The sequence below is a fragment of the Streptomyces hokutonensis genome, assembly GCF_042751305.1.
GTDB lineage: Bacteria > Actinomycetota > Actinomycetes > Streptomycetales > Streptomycetaceae > Streptomyces > Streptomyces hokutonensis_A.
The window spans coordinates 16,639-32,520 of sequence record NZ_JBHYWD010000019.1 but is presented as its reverse complement, the minus strand read 5'-3'; the positions used below and the strand labels follow the sequence as shown (position 1 = coordinate 32,520).

Annotated in this window: 11 protein-coding genes and 1 tRNA gene; 5 read left to right on the top strand and 7 right to left on the bottom strand. The window is 69.0% G+C overall.

All coding sequences use genetic code 11. The features are described 5' to 3' along the window. Positions 1-15 precede the first annotated feature (15 nt). The 4 genes from ACFXC1_RS37185 to ACFXC1_RS37170 form a co-directional block, all read right to left on the bottom strand. Positions 16-2,331, bottom strand: a complete 2,316-nt coding sequence (locus ACFXC1_RS37185) for a penicillin acylase family protein (protein ID WP_381251356.1) — start codon at positions 2,329-2,331, stop codon at positions 16-18. Between the two features lie 246 nt (positions 2,332-2,577). Further along, positions 2,578-3,597 carry a DNA-directed RNA polymerase subunit alpha gene (locus ACFXC1_RS37180; RefSeq protein ID WP_019073061.1) on the bottom strand — a complete coding sequence of 340 codons (1,020 nt, stop codon included), beginning with the start codon at positions 3,595-3,597 and terminating at the stop codon, positions 2,578-2,580. A 175-nt stretch (positions 3,598-3,772) separates the two neighbouring features. Next, a tRNA-Leu gene (locus ACFXC1_RS37175) sits at positions 3,773-3,860 on the bottom strand. A gap of 184 nt (positions 3,861-4,044) precedes the next feature. Further along, positions 4,045-4,482 (bottom strand): MarR family winged helix-turn-helix transcriptional regulator, encoded by a 438-nt coding sequence (locus ACFXC1_RS37170; RefSeq protein WP_381251354.1) that lies wholly within the window; start codon positions 4,480-4,482, stop codon positions 4,045-4,047. A gap of 73 nt (positions 4,483-4,555) precedes the next feature. Between ACFXC1_RS37170 and ACFXC1_RS37165 the strand changes: the two genes are divergently transcribed. Beyond that, positions 4,556-5,503 carry an LLM class flavin-dependent oxidoreductase gene (locus ACFXC1_RS37165; protein ID WP_381251352.1) on the top strand — a complete coding sequence of 316 codons (948 nt, stop codon included), beginning with the start codon at positions 4,556-4,558 and terminating at the stop codon, positions 5,501-5,503. A 15-nt stretch (positions 5,504-5,518) separates the two neighbouring features. Here the strand turns inward: ACFXC1_RS37165 and ACFXC1_RS37160 are convergent, their stop codons facing one another. The 3 genes from ACFXC1_RS37160 to sucC all read right to left on the bottom strand — a co-directional run bounded on the left by ACFXC1_RS37160 (position 5,519) and on the right by sucC (position 9,142). Next, complete coding sequence (locus ACFXC1_RS37160) at positions 5,519-7,054, bottom strand: aldehyde dehydrogenase family protein (RefSeq protein WP_381251350.1); 1,536 nt, start codon at positions 7,052-7,054, stop codon at positions 5,519-5,521. 64 nt (positions 7,055-7,118) lie between these two features. Beyond that, positions 7,119-8,000 (bottom strand): succinate--CoA ligase subunit alpha, encoded by an 882-nt coding sequence (gene sucD / locus ACFXC1_RS37155; protein ID WP_381251348.1) that lies wholly within the window; start codon positions 7,998-8,000, stop codon positions 7,119-7,121. 11 nt (positions 8,001-8,011) lie between these two features. Further along, positions 8,012-9,142, bottom strand: coding sequence for an ADP-forming succinate--CoA ligase subunit beta (gene sucC, locus ACFXC1_RS37150; RefSeq protein WP_381251346.1), 1,131 nt, complete (start codon positions 9,140-9,142; stop codon positions 8,012-8,014). A gap of 154 nt (positions 9,143-9,296) precedes the next feature. Here sucC and ACFXC1_RS37145 point away from each other — a divergent pair, with 154 nt between their 5' ends. From ACFXC1_RS37145 to ACFXC1_RS37130, 4 genes are all read left to right on the top strand, one after another. Further along, positions 9,297-10,979, top strand: a complete 1,683-nt coding sequence (locus tag ACFXC1_RS37145) for a thiamine pyrophosphate-binding protein (RefSeq protein ID WP_381251344.1) — start codon at positions 9,297-9,299, stop codon at positions 10,977-10,979. Positions 10,980-10,990: 11 nt separating this feature from the next. Next, complete coding sequence (gene frc, locus ACFXC1_RS37140; RefSeq protein ID WP_381251342.1) at positions 10,991-12,223, top strand: formyl-CoA transferase; 1,233 nt, start codon at positions 10,991-10,993, stop codon at positions 12,221-12,223. Positions 12,224-12,227: 4 nt separating this feature from the next. Then, positions 12,228-14,372, top strand: a complete 2,145-nt coding sequence (locus ACFXC1_RS37135) for an acetate--CoA ligase family protein (RefSeq protein ID WP_381251340.1) — start codon at positions 12,228-12,230, stop codon at positions 14,370-14,372. A gap of 120 nt (positions 14,373-14,492) precedes the next feature. After that, the gene (locus tag ACFXC1_RS37130; RefSeq protein WP_381251338.1) at positions 14,493-15,881 is read left to right on the top strand and encodes an OFA family MFS transporter; all 1,389 of its coding nucleotides are present in this window, start codon (positions 14,493-14,495) and stop codon (positions 15,879-15,881) included. Position 15,882 lies beyond the last annotated feature (1 nt).

Below are 15,882 nucleotides of genomic sequence, written 5' to 3'. Positions count from 1 at the left end.
GCTCCGATACCCGCGTCACCTGCGCAGAGGCGTCACCTCCAGCCCGGGGGCGGCGGCGATCTCCGCCCCGGTGAAGCGTTCGGTGACCCACTGCTTGCGCGAGAACAACCCGGTCTGGTCAGAGAAGTGGGGTGACGTCGGGTTCGCGGACTCCCCGTAGGTGAGGAGGGTGTGGGCGCGGGGCCCGTCGGGGGTCAGCTCGACGGTCATCAGGAAGCTGCTGCCGAAGGCGCCGGTGGTCGGGGTGCCGGTGCCCGAGTCGGGCCCCGCCTCCACGACGTCGAAACAGCCCGCGTCGCAGCCGGGCAGCGGTATGCCGTCCCACTTCTGTACGGCGCCGAGTTCGACGTCGACCGGGAGGTCGCGGGCGGCGAACTCCTGGACGGCGTCGGCCAGGGCGCGTTGGACGCGCGGGTCGTCGCCGTTGAATCCCCTTGGCGTGGTGAGGGGTTGGGCGGGGTCGTAGGGGACACGGCGCCAGGGGTCGGGCGGCCCGCCGTCGAGGAGGCGGTTGTAAAACGTGCTCCAGAGCACGATGCCGCGGCTGGTGGTGTCGGCGCGGGTGTCCCAGCGGGCGAGTGCCGCGCAGGCCTGTGTCACGTCGACCTCCGTGCCGTCCGTGGCCGTCAGGCTAGGGTGGGCGCGGCACATGGCGACGATGTCGTCGCGGCCCGTCTCGGCCGACCGGACACGGTTGCCGAGCATCGAGGGGCGCAGGGTTGCCTCGGTGAAGCCCGGGGCGCCCAATCCGTCCGTGCCGTCCCGGCGTTCGGCGATCATGCGGAGTCCGAGTTGAGCCCGCCCGTCGAGGTGGGGATCGGTGTCGTACACGCCCGGAAGTCCCGTGATCGGCGCCTCCGGATTGACGTACTGGGGACCGTTGTTGGAGTTGGCGACATAGTCGCTGCGCACCGACTTCGGCTGGCGGGAGGGCCCGTAGAGGCCGGGCACGAGCGCGTCGGGGTCGCTGCCCCAGGCGCAGGCCGACGTCGAACCGTCCAGGGCGTCGGGCGCTCCTTCGGCAGTGACGGTGCAGCGCTTCAACTGCCCGTCGGTGAGGTGCGGTACGGCCGAGGAGTCGGTGAAGTACGTGGCGCCGCTGGTGTCGGCCGCGAGGGTGTAGGTCCAGGGGACGCCCTGGAACGTGTCCTGGGCGGCGCGGAGTTGGCCGAGTGTGCGCGCCTTCCCCATGGCCAGCCAGGTGTTCATGGAGCGCAGGTTGTCGGCGTTGGCGTCGCGGATCGCGTAGGCGGTGGTCGTGGTCCAGCCGGACGACAGGACGGGGCCGAACCGCGAGGTGTACAGGGTCCGTTCGACGGTCGACAGGTTGCCGTCCGCGCCGCGCAGGGTGACCGGGACCTTACGGCGTTCCATCCGCACGGCCTTGCCGTCGAGCAGATAGCGGGTCGGGTCGCCGGGCACCAGCTTGAGGGCGTAGAAGGAGCCGTGCTGGGCGTCGCTCGCGGTGTGGGTCCAGGCGAGGCTGTGGTTGTGGCCGATCTCCACCAGCGGGGTGCCGTAGAGGCCGGCGCCGGACACGTCCAGGGTGCCGGGGATCGTCAACTGCACTTGGTAGAAGCGGAAGTTGCCCTCGGCCCAGGGCAGGTGCGGGTTGGCGAGCACCATCGCGTTGCCGGTGCGGGTGGCGTCCCGGCCGAGCGCCCAGCCGTTGCTGCCGACGTCGGAGGAGGCGAGACCGAGACCAACGAGGCCGTCCCGGGAGGCGGTTGTCGTCGCCGTCTGCGCATGGGTGGTCGTCGGGGGCTGTGCGCTTCCGATGTCCGGGGCCAACGGCACCGTCCCGGTGACCCTGTTGACGTCGTAGACGACGTTCCACAGGTCGAGCGCGGTGATCGGCCGCACCCAGGGTTTGTCCTTGCAGCGCGCGTCCGGCAGTCGGTCGACTCCGGTGTCACGGAGGTAGCGGTTGTATCCGGCGGCGTAGCCCTCGACCATCCGCCGCAGTTCCGTCGTCGGCCCCAACGGTGCCTTCTCGTCGAGCAGTCGGCGTACCGTCCCGGCGCGCAGCTGTCCGCCGTAGTAGGTGTCGCTCGCGAGGTTGGCGCCCGTACCGGAGTCTCCGTCGGGGCCGAAGAACCGGGACCGCTCGCCCCGCAACGTCACGACCTGGTCGGCGAGTTCGCACACGTTGTCCTGCGCGAACGCGTATCCGTAGCCGTAGCCGAGTCCGTCGAAGTCCTGGGCCACCATGTGCGGTACGCCGTACTCGGTCCGGCTGATCCGGACCGAGTGCCCGCCGTCGGCCACCGTCGTGGCGGCGGACACGGGGGTGGGCAGCAGGGCCATGGTGACCGAGGTGAGACAGAGCACAGCTCCTATGGCCGCCAACCTGCCTGATAACAAACGTCTGTGACGCTTCGTCAGTTCTCCGGTTTCACGCATGCCCGCCACCCTGCTGTGCGGACGGCGAGGCGGCATCCCACCCCCGGCGGATTTCCGGGCCGGTCTGTCAGCCTCGGGATGTAGGCCGTGAGGCCCGGCATGCCACGGCGCCCCGGTCGGGCTGTTGCTCGACCGGGGCGCCGGGACTTACCGCTTGCACCGTTCCAGTACCGCCTAGTACTGCTCGGTCTCCACGAACCGCGTGTCCGCGTCGTTGGTGGCGAAGGTGTCGACCGCGGCGGTCGGGTCGAATCCGGGCGGGCTGTCCTTCAGGCCCAGGCCCAGACCGGCCAGCTTCGCCTTGACCTCGTCGATGGACTTCGCACCGAAGTTGCGGATGTCCATCAGGTCGGCCTCGGAACGAGCCAGCAGCTCGCCCACCGAGTGGACGCCCTCGCGCTTGAGGCAGTTGTACGACCGAACGGTGAGCTCCAGCTCCTCGATCGGCAGCGCCAGGTCGGCGGCCAGGGCGGCGTCCGTGGGGGACGGGCCCATGTCGATGCCCTCGGCGTCGATGTTCAGCTCGCGGGCAAGACCGAACAGCTCGACCAGCGTCTTGCCCGCGGAGGCCATGGCGTCACGGGGACGCATCGCCTGCTTGGTCTCGACGTCGACGATCAGCTTGTCGAAGTCGGTGCGCTGCTCGACACGGGTCGCCTCGACCTTGTAGGTGACCTTCAGCACGGGGCTGTAGATGGAGTCGACCGGGATACGGCCGATCTCCTGTCCGACCTGCTTGTTCTGCACGGCGGAGACGTAGCCGCGACCGCGCTCGACGGTCAGCTCCATCTCCAGCTTGCCCTTGCCGTTGAGCGTGGCGAGGACGAGGTCGGGGTTGTGGACCTCGACACCGGCCGGGGGCGCGATGTCGGCGGCGGTGACCAGACCGGGGCCCTGCTTGCGCAGGTACATCACCACGGGCTCGTCCTGCTCGCTGCTGACGACGAGCTGCTTGATGTTGAGGATCAGGTCGGTGACGTCCTCCTTGACGCCCGGCACAGTGGTGAACTCGTGCAGGACACCGTCGATGCGGATGGACGTGACCGCCGCACCCGGGATCGAGGAGAGGAGCGTACGGCGGAGGGAGTTGCCGAGGGTGTAGCCGAAGCCCGGCTCCAGCGGCTCGATCACGAACCGGGAACGGAACTCGTCGACGACCTCTTCGGTCAGGGACGGACGCTGAGCAATGAGCACGGGGTGTTGCCTCCATTTTCGGCGCCCACTATTTGACGCCGTAGACCTCAAGAAGGATACGTCGACATCGCTGCAAACCTCGCCGGGCCTGCCCGGCTGGGTGAGATGTCATCTGCGGGCCAACCGCACGACGGCCCTGGCAAGCAGAAAACCCCACGTGAAGTGGGGTCTCAGCTGGTGTCCGAGGGGGGACTTGAACCCCCACGCCCGATAAAGGGCACTAGCACCTCAAGCTAGCGCGTCTGCCATTCCGCCACCCGGACGAGGTGTCTGCCGCCTGACCGGGGGTGTTCCCCGCGGCGACATGGACAACAATACCAAGCTTTCGGAGCGCCTTTCACCTGCATATCCACCCCCGCGGAACCAGCAGCGCGAGGCCTGTCACCTGCGGGTACTCCGCCACCGCGGGTGAACGGACCGCTACGGACCCGCGCCGGTTTACAGCCCTCACTCGGTGAGCACCAGGGTCTGCAGCGCCCGCACGAGCGCTGCCGCTCCCGCCTCGTCCAGCGGAGCGAGAAATCGGCGTTCCGCCGCCCGACGAGCCTTCTCCGCCTGCCCCAGGCAGTCCTGCCCCTCGGGCGTCAGTTCGACGATGTTCTTGCGGCGGTCCTGCGGGCTGCGCCGCCGTACGACCAGGCCGTGGTCCTCCAGGCCGTCGATCAGCGACACCATCGTGGTGCGGTCGACACCGAGCCGCCCGGCGGCCTCGACCTGCGACAACGGCTCCCCCGCCGCGAGCACCACCAGTACGGCCAGCTCATGACCGTCGACACCGTGCGGGGCGAGCGCCTCGGCCGACGCCCTGGCCAGCTTCGCCTGGGCGTGCTTGAGGAGATAGCCGAGCCGGGACTCCAGGGGGCTGGGCGACTGATCGTTGGACATTCCCCGACTGTATCCCGACATGAATCCCCTATCTGATCGTCAGCACTACTGATGATTTAGTAGGCTGACGGCCATGACGGACGAGACCACTGTGCGCTTCGGAATCAAGACCACACCCATGCATGTGTCGTACGAGGACATCCGGCGGGTCTGGCTGGAGGCGGACGCCGTCCCGGAGATCGCGGACGCCTGGCTGTGGGACCACCTGCTGCCGGTCGCCGGACCGGAAGACGGACAGATACACGAGGGGTGGACGCTGCTCAGCGCTCTCGCCGCCCAGACGGAGCGGCTACGGCTCGGCCTCCTCGTCACCAGCAACCGCCTCCGGCCACCGGCGGTGCTCGGCAAGATGGCGTCCACGGTGGACGTGATCTCGGGCGGGCGTCTCGTGCTCGGGCTGGGCGTCGGCGGGACCCGGCAGCCGCCCGGCGCCGGGGGAATCCCGGGTGCCAATCCGGCGATCGCGGAGTACGCGGCCTACGGCCTCTCGCTCGTTCCGCCGGGTGAGGGCATCGAGCGGCTCGCGGAGACCGTCGCGATCCTGAAGGGGATGTGGACCCGGGACGTCTTCGACTTCGAGGGTCGCCACTACCGGCTCCGGGGTACGCGCTGCGAACCCAAGCCCGTGCAGCGGCCCGGTCCGCCGCTGCTGATCGGCGGCTGGGGCACTCGGCTGCTGCGGCTGGTGGCCGAGCATGCCGACATGTGGAACGTTCCAGGGCCGCCGCACAACTCCGTCGAGTACGTCGCCGAGCGCGCCCGCGTCCTCGACGCGCACTGCGCCGAGTTGGACCGCGACCCGGCGGGGATCACGCGTTCGGTGCAGGTCCTGGTGTCGTACGACGAGCCGGCCACGACCCGGGAGACGGTCGGCCGGCTCGTCGACGCCGGGATGAACCACATCGTGCTGAACCTGCCACGCCCCTATCCGCGGGGCGTGGCCCGCTGGCTGGCCGACGAGATCATCTCCGGGCGGCACTCGACGAACCCGAGTGCCGCCCGGCCGCGGATCACCGCGTGAGCCGACGGGGGCCGGTCACGGGATGAGCTGGTACTCCGGGAAGTTGCCGGGGAGCCGCTCCCCCACCGACCCTTGTGTCACCGCGCGGACGAGGAGTTCGCCGCCGACGAAGGCACCGCGCCAGGAGGCACCGAACCCGCCGAACAACTCGTCGCGGTCGCCTCGGGAACGTGGCTTCCCGTGCCCGACCTTGAACGCCCTTATCTGCGGGGCGAGTCGGTCGTAGGTCGCCCGGTCGTCGGTGGACAGGGTGGCGACCAGCGCGCCGTTGGACGCGTTCATCGCGGCCAGCAGCTCCGCCTCCGTGTCGACCAGGACGATGGTGTCGACCGGTCCGAACGGCTCCGCGTGGTGCAGCGGCGACGACGGCGGCGGATTGAGCAGCGTGACGGGGCGGACGTACGCCGAAGTGTCCTGCCCCGGAAGGAAGCCGGCCTCGGACAGCTTGCCGCGGTGCAACGGTACGGCGCCGCGGTCGATCGCCTCGGCCACCTGGTCGTGGAGTTCCTTGGCCTTGGCCGCGTTGATCACCGGGCCGAAGTCCAGCTCGGGGCAGGGGTCTTCGGCGTGCTGGACGGCAAGAGGGTGGCCGACGCGCAGAGTTCGGACCGCGGGGAGGTAGGCGGTGAGGAACTCGTCGAACAGTTCGCGCTGGACGACGAACCGCGGATACGCGGTGCAGCGCTGCTTGCCGTAGTCGAAGAGCTTGGGAATGACTGCGGTGAGGGTGTCCCAGTCCGTGTGGTTCCAGATGCCCCAGGTGTTGAGTCCTTCCTGCTCCAGTACGTGCCGTTTGCCGAGGTCGGCGACGGCTGTGGCGACCGCGGCCCCGGTGTCGCGTCCGCCGACGAAGGAGACGCAGCCGATCTCGGGCGCCCGGACCAGCGCCTCGGACAGTTCGCCGCCGCTTCCGCTGACGAGGGTGACGGGGACTCCCTCGCGTGCGATGAGCGCGCAGGCCAGGGTGAGGCAGGCGACGCCGCCGTCGGTCGGGGTCTTGGCGATGACCGCGTTGCCCGCCAGCGCCTGGACCAGCATGGCGTGGACGAGCACGCTCATCGGGTAGTTCCAGCTCGCAATGTTCGACACCGGGCCGTCCAGCGGGGTGCGGCCGGCGAGCATCGGTTCGATGCCGTCGACATACCAGCGCACCCCGTCGATGGACCGGTCCACGTCGGCCCGCGCGAGCCGCCAGGGTTTGCCGATCTCCCAGACCAGCAGCAGCGCGAGGAGTTCACGGTGTTCGGTGAGGGCGTCGAGCGCGGCGGCGACGCGGGCGCGCCGTTCGCCGAGCGGGACGTGCCGCCAGGCGCGGTGCTGGTCGAGGGAGGCGCGGACGGCCTGGTGGGCGGTGGACCGGTCCAGCCGGGGCGGTCCCACGATAGGGCTGCCGTCGACGGGGGTGGTGGCGGGCAGTGCCCGGCCGTCCGGCTGCCAAGCGGCGTTCCAGAGGTTGAGGACACGGTCGTCCTGGAACGCCTCGGGCGCGACGGCGAGACAACGCCGCCAGGCGTCGCTCCAGGACGTACCGGTTTTGAGGGTTGATGCCATGCTTCTGCTCCGCTCTCGGTGCACAGTCGGGGCGGGGTGAGGCAGGAACGGCCGTACAGAAGGGCTAGTTGCGCTCCAGTCGGTCCAGCACCAGCCGGGCGGTCTCCGTCGGCGTACGGCCGACCCCGACTCCTACGGCCTCCAGCGCCTCCTTCTTCGCCGCCGCCGTGCCGGATGAGCCGGACACGATGGCACCGGCGTGGCCCATCGTCCTGCCCTCGGGCGCGGTGAAGCCGGCGATGTAGCCGACGACCGGCTTGGTGACGTGGTCACGGATGTACGCGGCCGCCCGCTCCTCCGCGTCGCCGCCGATCTCCCCGATGAGCACGACGAGTTCGGTGTCGGGGTCGTCCTGGAACGCGGCGAGGCAGTCGATGTGGCTCGTGCCGACGACGGGGTCGCCGCCGATGCCGACGCAGGTCGAGAAGCCGATGTCCCGCAGCTCGTACATGAGTTGGTAGGTGAGCGTGCCGGACTTGGACACCAGGCCGATGCGGCCCGGCTTGGTGATGTCGGCGGGGATGATGCCCGCGTTGGCCTGGCCTGGGGTGATCAGCCCGGGGCAGTTGGGGCCGATGATCCGGGTGCCCTTCGCCCTGGCGTAGGCCGTGAAAGCGACCGAGTCGTGGACGGGGATGCCCTCGGTGATGACGACGGCGAGGCCGATGCCCGCGTCGGCGGCCTCGGTCACGGCGGCCTTGGCGAAGGCCGGCGGTACGAACACGACGGTGACATCGGCTCCCGTCGACCGCATACCGTCGGCGACCGACCCGAATACGGGCACGGCCCGGTCGTCGAAGTCGACGGTGCGGCCCGCCTTGCGCGGGTTGACTCCGCCGACGATGTTGGTGCCGGCGGCAAGCATCCGGCGGGTGTGCTTCATGCCCTCGCCGCCGGTCATGCCCTGGACGAGGACCTTGCTCTCCTTGGTGAGGTAGATCGCCATGTCCCGGCTCCTTAGCGTGCGTTGGCGAGATCGGCGGCGCGGCGGGCGGCGCCGTCCATGGTGGTGGCCTGCTGGACCAGTGGATGCGCGTGCCCGTCGAGAATCGCTCGTCCTCGGGCCGCGTTGTTTCCGTCGAGCCGGACGACCAGCGGCTTGGTCAACTGGATGGTGTCCAGCGCCCGCACGATGCCGTCGGCCACCGCGTCGCACGCGGTGATCCCGCCGAAGACATTGACGAAGACCGACTTCACGGCGGGATCGGAGAGGATGACGGACAAACCGTCGGCCATGATCTGGGCCGAGGCTCCGCCCCCGATGTCGAGGAAGTCGGCGGGACGGGCACCGCACCCCGCGACCACGTCGAGCGTCGACATGACCAGGCCGGCGCCGTTGCCGATGACGCCGACCTCGCCGTCGAGCTTGACGTAGTTGAGTCCCTTCGCGGCTGCCGCGGCCTCCAGCGGATCGTCGTGCACCGCACCCTCGGCTCCCCAACGGGCCTGCCGGAAGCGGGCGTTGTCGTCGAGGGTGACTTTGCCGTCGAGGGCGAGGATCTGTCCCTGCCGGGTGCGCACGAGCGGGTTGACCTCGACAAGGACGGCGTCCTCGCGGACCAGCACCTCCCACAGTCGCACGAGGACGTCGACCGTCTGCGGCGGCAGTCCGGCGGCCTCGGCGATCTCGGCCGCCTTCGCCGAGGTGACGCCCTCGGCCGGGTCGATGTGCATACGGGCGACCGCGTCCGGTCGGTGGGCGGCGATCTCCTCGATCTCCATACCGCCCTCCGCGGACGCGATCGCGAGGAAACGGCCCGCCGCCCGGTCGAGGACGTAGGAGACGTAGAACTCGCTCTCGATGTCGACGGGTTGGGCCAGCATCACCGTGCCGACCGTGTGCCCCTTGATGTCCATGCCGAGGATCTGCCGTGCGGTCAGCTCGGCGGCGGCCGGGTCGGCGGCGAACTTCACTCCGCCCGCCTTACCTCGTCCACCGGTCTTCACCTGGGCTTTCACCACCACCCGGCCGCCCAGCCGGCGGGCGATCCCGCGTGCCTCCTTGGACGAGGAGGTGACCTCGGCCCGGGGCACCAAGATGCCGTGTTCCTCGAAGAGTTCCCTTGCCTGGTGCTCGTACAGGTCCATCTCGGCTCCCTCTCGGCTCCCACTTAAAAGTGCCGCACGCCCCCTGGACACCACCCACCGGATGCGGGATAACAAGCTTCATACAGTATTCGTCGACTGTATGCAATGTACCGCGAGAGCCTCCCAACCCCCTACGAAGGGACAGGACTTCGCCATGCCCGACGACACCCAGGACGTGATTTCCGGTGGTCATCTCGTCGCCAAAGCCCTGAAGGCCGAGGGGGTCGACCGCATCTACACCCTGTGCGGCGGCCACATCATCGACATCTACGACGGCTGTGTCGACGAGGGCATAGAAGTCGTCGACGTACGCCACGAGCAGGTGGCAGCCCACGCGGCGGACGGCTACGCACGCATCACCGGCAGGCCCGGGTGCGCGGTCGTCACCGCGGGGCCCGGTACGACCGACGCCGTCACCGGTGTCGCCAACGCCTTCCGCGCGGAGTCCCCGATGCTGCTGATCGGCGGCCAAGGGGCCCTCACCCAGCACAAGATGGGGTCCCTCCAGGACCTGCCGCACGTCGACATGATGACGCCGATCACCAAGTTCGCGGCGACCGTGCCGGACACCACACGCGCCGCCGACATGGTGTCGATGGCGTTCCGCGAGTGCTACCACGGCGCCCCCGGTCCCTCCTTCCTGGAGATCCCGCGCGACGTCCTCGACGCCAAGGTGCCGGTGAGCAAGGCGCGAGTGCCGCAGCCCGGCGCCTACCGTGCCTCGACCCGCTCGGCCGGCGACCCCGATGCGATCGAGAAGCTCGCCGACCTGCTGGTGCACGCCGAGAAGCCGGCGATCCTGTTGGGCAGTCAGGTGTGGACAACTCGCGGCACCGAGGCGGCCATTGACCTGGTCCGCACGCTCAACATCCCCGCGTACATGAACGGCGCGGGGCGCGGCACCCTCCCGCCGGGCGACCCGCACCACTTCCAGCTCTCGCGCCGGTACGCCTTCTCCCACGCCGACGTCATCGTCATCGTCGGCACGCCCTTCGACTTCCGTATGGGCTACGGCAAGCGTCTCTCCCCCAACGCGACCGTCGTGCAGATCGACCTCGACTACCGCACCGTCGGCAAGAACCGCGACATCGACCTCGGCATCGCCGGCGACGCGGGGCTCGTCCTGAAGTCGGTCACCGAGGCCGCTTCCGGACGCCTCAACGGCGGTGCGTCCAGGCGCAAGGAGTGGCTCGACGAACTGCGCGCAGTCGAACAGGCCGCGATCGAGAAGCGGTTGCCGAGCCTCAGGTCGGACGCCTCACCGATCCACCCGTACCGTCTGGTCAGCGAGATCAACGACTTCCTCACCGAGGACTCCATCTACATCGGCGACGGCGGCGACATCGTCACCTTCTCCGGGCAGGTCGTCCAGCCCAAGTCGCCCGGCCACTGGATGGATCCGGGCCCGCTGGGCACGCTCGGCGTCGGCGTCCCCTTCGTCCTCGCGGCGAAGCAGGCGCGGCCGGACAAGGAGGTCGTCGCGCTGTTCGGCGACGGCGCGTTCTCCCTCACCGGCTGGGACTTCGAGACCCTCGTCCGCTACGACCTCCCGTTCGTCGGCATCGTCGGCAACAACTCCTCGATGAACCAGATCCGTTACGGCCAGGCCGCCAAGTACGGCGTGGAGCGCGAGCGGGTCGGCAACACCCTCGGGGACGTCCACTACGACAAGTTCGCCCAGATGCTGGGCGGTTACGGCGAGGAGGTCCGCGACCCCGCCGACATCGCACCGGCTCTGCAGCGAGCCCGCGAGTCGGGCAAGCCGTCGCTGATCAACGTCTGGGTCGACCCGGACGCGTACGCCCCCGGAACCATGAACCAGACGATGTACAAGTGAGGTGAACGGCCATGACCGCCAGGGCACTTGAAGGCATCCGCGTCCTCGACATGACGCACGTCCAGTCCGGCCCCTCCGCCACCCAGCTCCTCGCCTGGCTCGGCGCAGACGTCGTCAAGCTGGAGGCACCGACCGGCGACATCACGCGCAAGCAGCTGCGCGACCTCCCGGACGTCGACTCCCTCTACTTCACGATGCTCAACTGCAACAAGCGCAGCATCACCCTCAACACCAAGACCGAGCGCGGCAAGGAGATCCTCACCGAGCTGATCCGGCGCTCCGACGTCATGGTCGAGAACTTCGGGCCGGGCGCGGTCGACCGTATGGGGTTCACCTGGGATCGCATACAAGAGATCAATCCCCGCATTGTGTATGCGTCCATCAAGGGCTTCGGGGACGGCCCGTACACCAACTTCAAGGCGTACGAGGTCGTCGCGCAGGCCATGGGCGGGTCGATGTCGACCACCGGCTTCGAGGACGGGCCGCCGCTGGCGACGGGTGCTCAGATCGGTGACTCGGGCACGGGAGTGCATACAGTAGCCGGGATACTGGCGGCACTCTTCCAGCGGGAGAGCACCGGCCGGGGTCAGCGCGTGAACGTCGCCATGCAGCACGCCGTGCTGAACCTGTGCCGGGTGAAGCTGCGCGACCAGCAGCGGCTGGCGCGCGGGCCGCTCGCCGAGTACCCGAACGAGGACTTCGGCGACGAGGTGCCCCGCTCGGGCAACGCGTCCGGCGGCGGCCAGCCCGGCTGGGCGGTCAAGTGCGCGCCGGGCGGCCGGAACGACTACGTGTACGTCATCGTGCAGCCGGTCGGCTGGCGTCCGCTCACCGAGCTGATCGGCCGGCCCGAGCTGGCCGAGGACCCCGAGTGGGCGACGCCGGAGGCCCGGCTGCCGCAGCTGGCCAAGATGTTCCAGCTGATCGAGGAGTGGTCCTCCACGCTGCCCAAGTGGGAGGTGCTGGAGAAGCTCAACGCCCACAACATCCCGTGCGGACCGATCCTCTCCACCAGGGAGATCATCGAGGACGCCTCGCTGGTCGCCAACGAGATGGTCGTGACGGTGCCGCACCCCGAGCGCGGCGAGTTCGTCACCGTCGGCAGCCCGCTCAAACTCTCCGACTCCCCCGTGGACGTGACCAGTTCACCGCTGCTCGGCGAGCACAACGAAGAGGTCTACATCGGCGAACTCGGTCTCGGCGACGAAGAGTTGCGCCTCCTCAAGTCGAACGGGGTGATCTGACGTGATGGCAGAGGACCGGGCACTGAAGGTGCGCGCCCTGCTCGACTCCGTGCGGGCCGAGGAGCGGCTCGCGCTGACCGCGCCGGAGGGCAAGGTGATCGCCGACGCGTACGGGATCGCCGTACCGGGTGAGGAGTTGGCGACGGACGTCGACGAGGCCGTGGCGTACGCGGCGCGGCTCGGCGGGCCCGTGGTGATGAAGATCGTGTCGCCGGACATCCTGCACAAGACCGACGCGGGTGGCGTGATCGTCGGGGTCGAGGGCGCGGCGGACGTACGGGCCGCGTTCCACAGGATCGTCAACAACGCGCGGGCGTACGACGCGCAGGCCCGCATCGAAGGCGTCCAGGTACAGGAGCTGCTGCCGCAGGGGCAGGAGGTCATCGTCGGGGCGGTGACCGACCCGACGTTCGGGAAGGTGGTCGCGTTCGGGCTCGGCGGGGTGCTGGTCGAGGTGCTCAGGGACGTGACGTTCCGGCTCGCGCCCGTGAGCCCCGACGAGGCGCTGTCGATGCTGGACTCGATCCGCGCGGCCGAGATCCTGCGCGGGGTGCGCGGTCAGGCGGCGGTGGACCGGTGGGCGATCGCCGAGCAGATCCGCCGGGTGTCCCAACTGGTCGCGGACTTCCCGGAGATCGCCGAGGTGGACCTCAACCCGGTGATCGCGACCCCGGAGGGGGCGGTCGCGGCGGACATCCGTGTCATCCTCGCCGAATCGCAGCCGGTAGCCCGTCGACGGTATACACGCGACGAGATCCTGACGACCATGCGCCGCCTGATGGAGCCGACTTCAGTCGCCGTGATCGGCGCCTCGAACGAGCAGGGCAAGATCGGCAATTCGGTGATGCGCAACCTCGTCGACGGTGGCTTCGCCGGCGAGATCCACCCGGTGAACCCCAAGGCCGATGACATCCTCGGCCGGAAGGCGTACAAGAGTGTCACGGACGTTCCCGGTGAGGTGGATGTGGCCGTCTTCGCCATTCCCGCCAGGTTCGTAGCAGCGGCACTGGAGGAGGTGGGTCGCAAGAACATCCCCAACGCCGTCCTCATCCCCTCGGGCTTCGCGGAGACCGGCGAGGTCCAACTCCAGGAGGAGATAGTCGAGATCGCCGAGCGCCACGGCGTCCGACTCCTCGGACCGAACATCTACGGCTACTACTCGACCTGGCAGGACCTGTGCGCCACGTTCTGCACGCCGTACGACGTGAAGGGCGGGGTGGCGCTGACCTCGCAGTCCGGCGGCATCGGCATGGCCATCCTCGGCTTCGCGCGGACCACGAAGACGGGGGTGTCGGCGATCGTCGGGCTCGGCAACAAGTCGGACCTGGACGAGGACGACCTGCTGACCTGGTTCGGCGAGGACCCGCACACGGAGTGCATCGCGATGCACCTGGAGGACCTCAAGGACGGGCGCGCGTTCGTCGACGCGGCCCGAAAGACCGTACCGCGCAAGCCGGTTGTGGTGTTGAAGGCGGGTCGTACGGCGGCGGGTGCGAAGGCCGCGGGGTCGCACACGGGCGCGCTGGCCGGCGACGACGCCGTGTACACGGACGTCCTGAAGCAGGCCGGTGTCATCCGTGCCCCCGGTCTCAACGACATGCTGGAGTACGCGCGCGGCCTGCCCGTGCTGCCAACTCCCAAGGGTGACAACGTGGTTATCATCACGGGCGCAGGCGGCAGTGGCGTGCTGCTCTCGGACGCGGTGACCGACAACGGCCTTTCCCTGATGGAGATTCCGCCGGATCTCGACGCGTCCTTCCGGGAATTCATCCCGCCCTTCGGGGCCGCGGGCAACCCGGTCGACATCACCGGCGGCGAGCCGCCGTCGACGTACGAGGCGACGATCCGGCTCGGCCTTGAGGATCCGCGCATCCACGCACTGGTCCTCGGTTACTGGCACACCATCGTCACTCCCCCGATGGTCTTCGCCGAACTCACCGCGCGTGTGGTCGCCGAGTTCAAGGAGCGTGGGATCGAGAAGCCGGTGGTGGCGTCGCTCGCGGGTGACGTGGAGGTCGAGGAGGCCTGCCAGTACCTGTACGAGCGTGGGGTGGTGGCGTACCCGTACACGACGGAGAAGCCGGTGGCCGTGCTCGGTGCGAAGTACCAATGGGCGCGTGCGGCAGGGCTGTTGGGCGGTGGTTCATGACGTGAGCCGACGCGGGGCCGGCCGACAGTGCGGTCGGCCGGCCCCGGGAACCCGTGCGCACACGAAAGGCAATGGACAGGGGGCGCTGGCCAGAACTTTCGACGCAAGGGGCACTGAGCGATGGCAACAACGGACTGTTCGACGTCCGTCCCTTTCAGGGAGGTGACGGACCGTCACGGCCGCGTGTACCGCATCGGTGAATCCGATGTCGACATCATGGGCCGTACCCGCAAGTGGATGGTCGTCCTGCCCTGGGTGGGCATGATGGGCATCAGTTCCGCCGAGTACGCGTTCACATCGGCGGAGGACACGCTCCATGACGCGCATCTGTGGAGCAGTGGGCACATCTTCTGGCTGATGGGCGTCTGGGTGTTCTTCCAGGCGGCCGTGGCCTTCCCTGCCGGGCAACTGCGCGAGAGCGGCAGACTGCCCGCCCGTACGGCCATGTTGATCGGCGCGCTCGGCACGCTGCTGGGCTATCTGGCGCTGGCGTTCGCGCCGAACGTGCTCGTCGCGTACTTCGGCTTCGGTATGTGCAGCGGTATCGGCGCCGGTCTTGTGTATGCGACCTGCGTGAACATGGTCGGCAAGTGGTATCCGGAGCGCAAGGGCGGCAAGACGGGCTTCGTGAACGGCGGATTCGCGTACGGGTCCGTGCCGTTCGTGTTCCTGTTCACCTCGGTACTGGACCTGGGCAACTACAAGGTGCTGCTCAGCCTGGTCGGCGTCGGGCTGTGTCTGGTGGTGGCGTCGGCGGGCTGGTACTTCCGTGATCCGCCGAAGAACTGGTGGCCCGCGCACGTCGATCCGCTGAAGGCGGCCCAAGACCCCAGGATCCGGAGGGCGTTGGAGAAGAACCCGCCGGCGGTCAAGCAGTACACACCCAAGGAGGCCGCCCGTACTCCCGTGCTCTGGATGATGTGGTTCTGTCTGCTGTGCACGGCCGGCATCAACATCTTCGGCATCGCCTTCCAGGTGCCGTTCGGCAAGGACATGGGCTTCGCGGGCGGGATCGTGGCCACGGCGATGTCCCTGAAGGCGATCGTGAACGGCACCGGGCGCGGGGTCATCGGTTGGATCTCGGACCGTTTCGGCCGCCGTCACACGCTGATCATTGTATGCATTGTGCTGGGTACCGCCCAGTTCGGTGTGCTGGTCTCGGGCCAGATGGGCAGCATGCCGTTCTTCCTGTTCTGCTCCATGGTCTCGGGGTTCGGCGGCGGGGCGATCTTCCCGCTGTTCGCGGCCATGACGGCGGACTACTTCGGTGAGAACAACAACGCCAGCAACTACGGGATGGTCTACAGCTCGAAGCTGATCTCGGGGCTCGTCGGGTCCGGTCTGGGCGCGGTCGTCGTCGGTGAGTGGGACTACCACGGCGCGTTCGTGCTGGCCGGTTCCGTGGGCCTGGCCTCCGCGGTGCTGGCGCTCTTCCTCAAGGCACCGGGCAGGCCCAGCGCCCGGCGCATCGTCCCCAACCCGCACCCGCTCGGCGAGGAGATGGCGTGAC

Excerpts from the sequence above, each read along its gene's own strand:
- ACFXC1_RS37170 (WP_381251354.1), bottom strand. The coding sequence starts at position 4,482 with ATGTCCAACGATCAGTCGCCCAGCCCCCTGGAGTCCCGGCTCGGCTAT.
- ACFXC1_RS37165 (WP_381251352.1), top strand. The coding sequence starts at position 4,556 with ATGACGGACGAGACCACTGTGCGCTTCGGAATCAAGACCACACCCATG.
- ACFXC1_RS37160 (WP_381251350.1), bottom strand. The coding sequence starts at position 7,054 with ATGGCATCAACCCTCAAAACCGGTACGTCCTGGAGCGACGCCTGGCGG.
- sucD (WP_381251348.1), bottom strand. The coding sequence starts at position 8,000 with ATGGCGATCTACCTCACCAAGGAGAGCAAGGTCCTCGTCCAGGGCATG.
- sucC (WP_381251346.1), bottom strand. The coding sequence starts at position 9,142 with ATGGACCTGTACGAGCACCAGGCAAGGGAACTCTTCGAGGAACACGGC.
- ACFXC1_RS37145 (WP_381251344.1), top strand. The coding sequence starts at position 9,297 with ATGCCCGACGACACCCAGGACGTGATTTCCGGTGGTCATCTCGTCGCC.
- frc (WP_381251342.1), top strand. The coding sequence starts at position 10,991 with ATGACCGCCAGGGCACTTGAAGGCATCCGCGTCCTCGACATGACGCAC.
- ACFXC1_RS37135 (WP_381251340.1), top strand. The coding sequence starts at position 12,228 with ATGGCAGAGGACCGGGCACTGAAGGTGCGCGCCCTGCTCGACTCCGTG.
- ACFXC1_RS37130 (WP_381251338.1), top strand. The coding sequence starts at position 14,493 with ATGGCAACAACGGACTGTTCGACGTCCGTCCCTTTCAGGGAGGTGACG.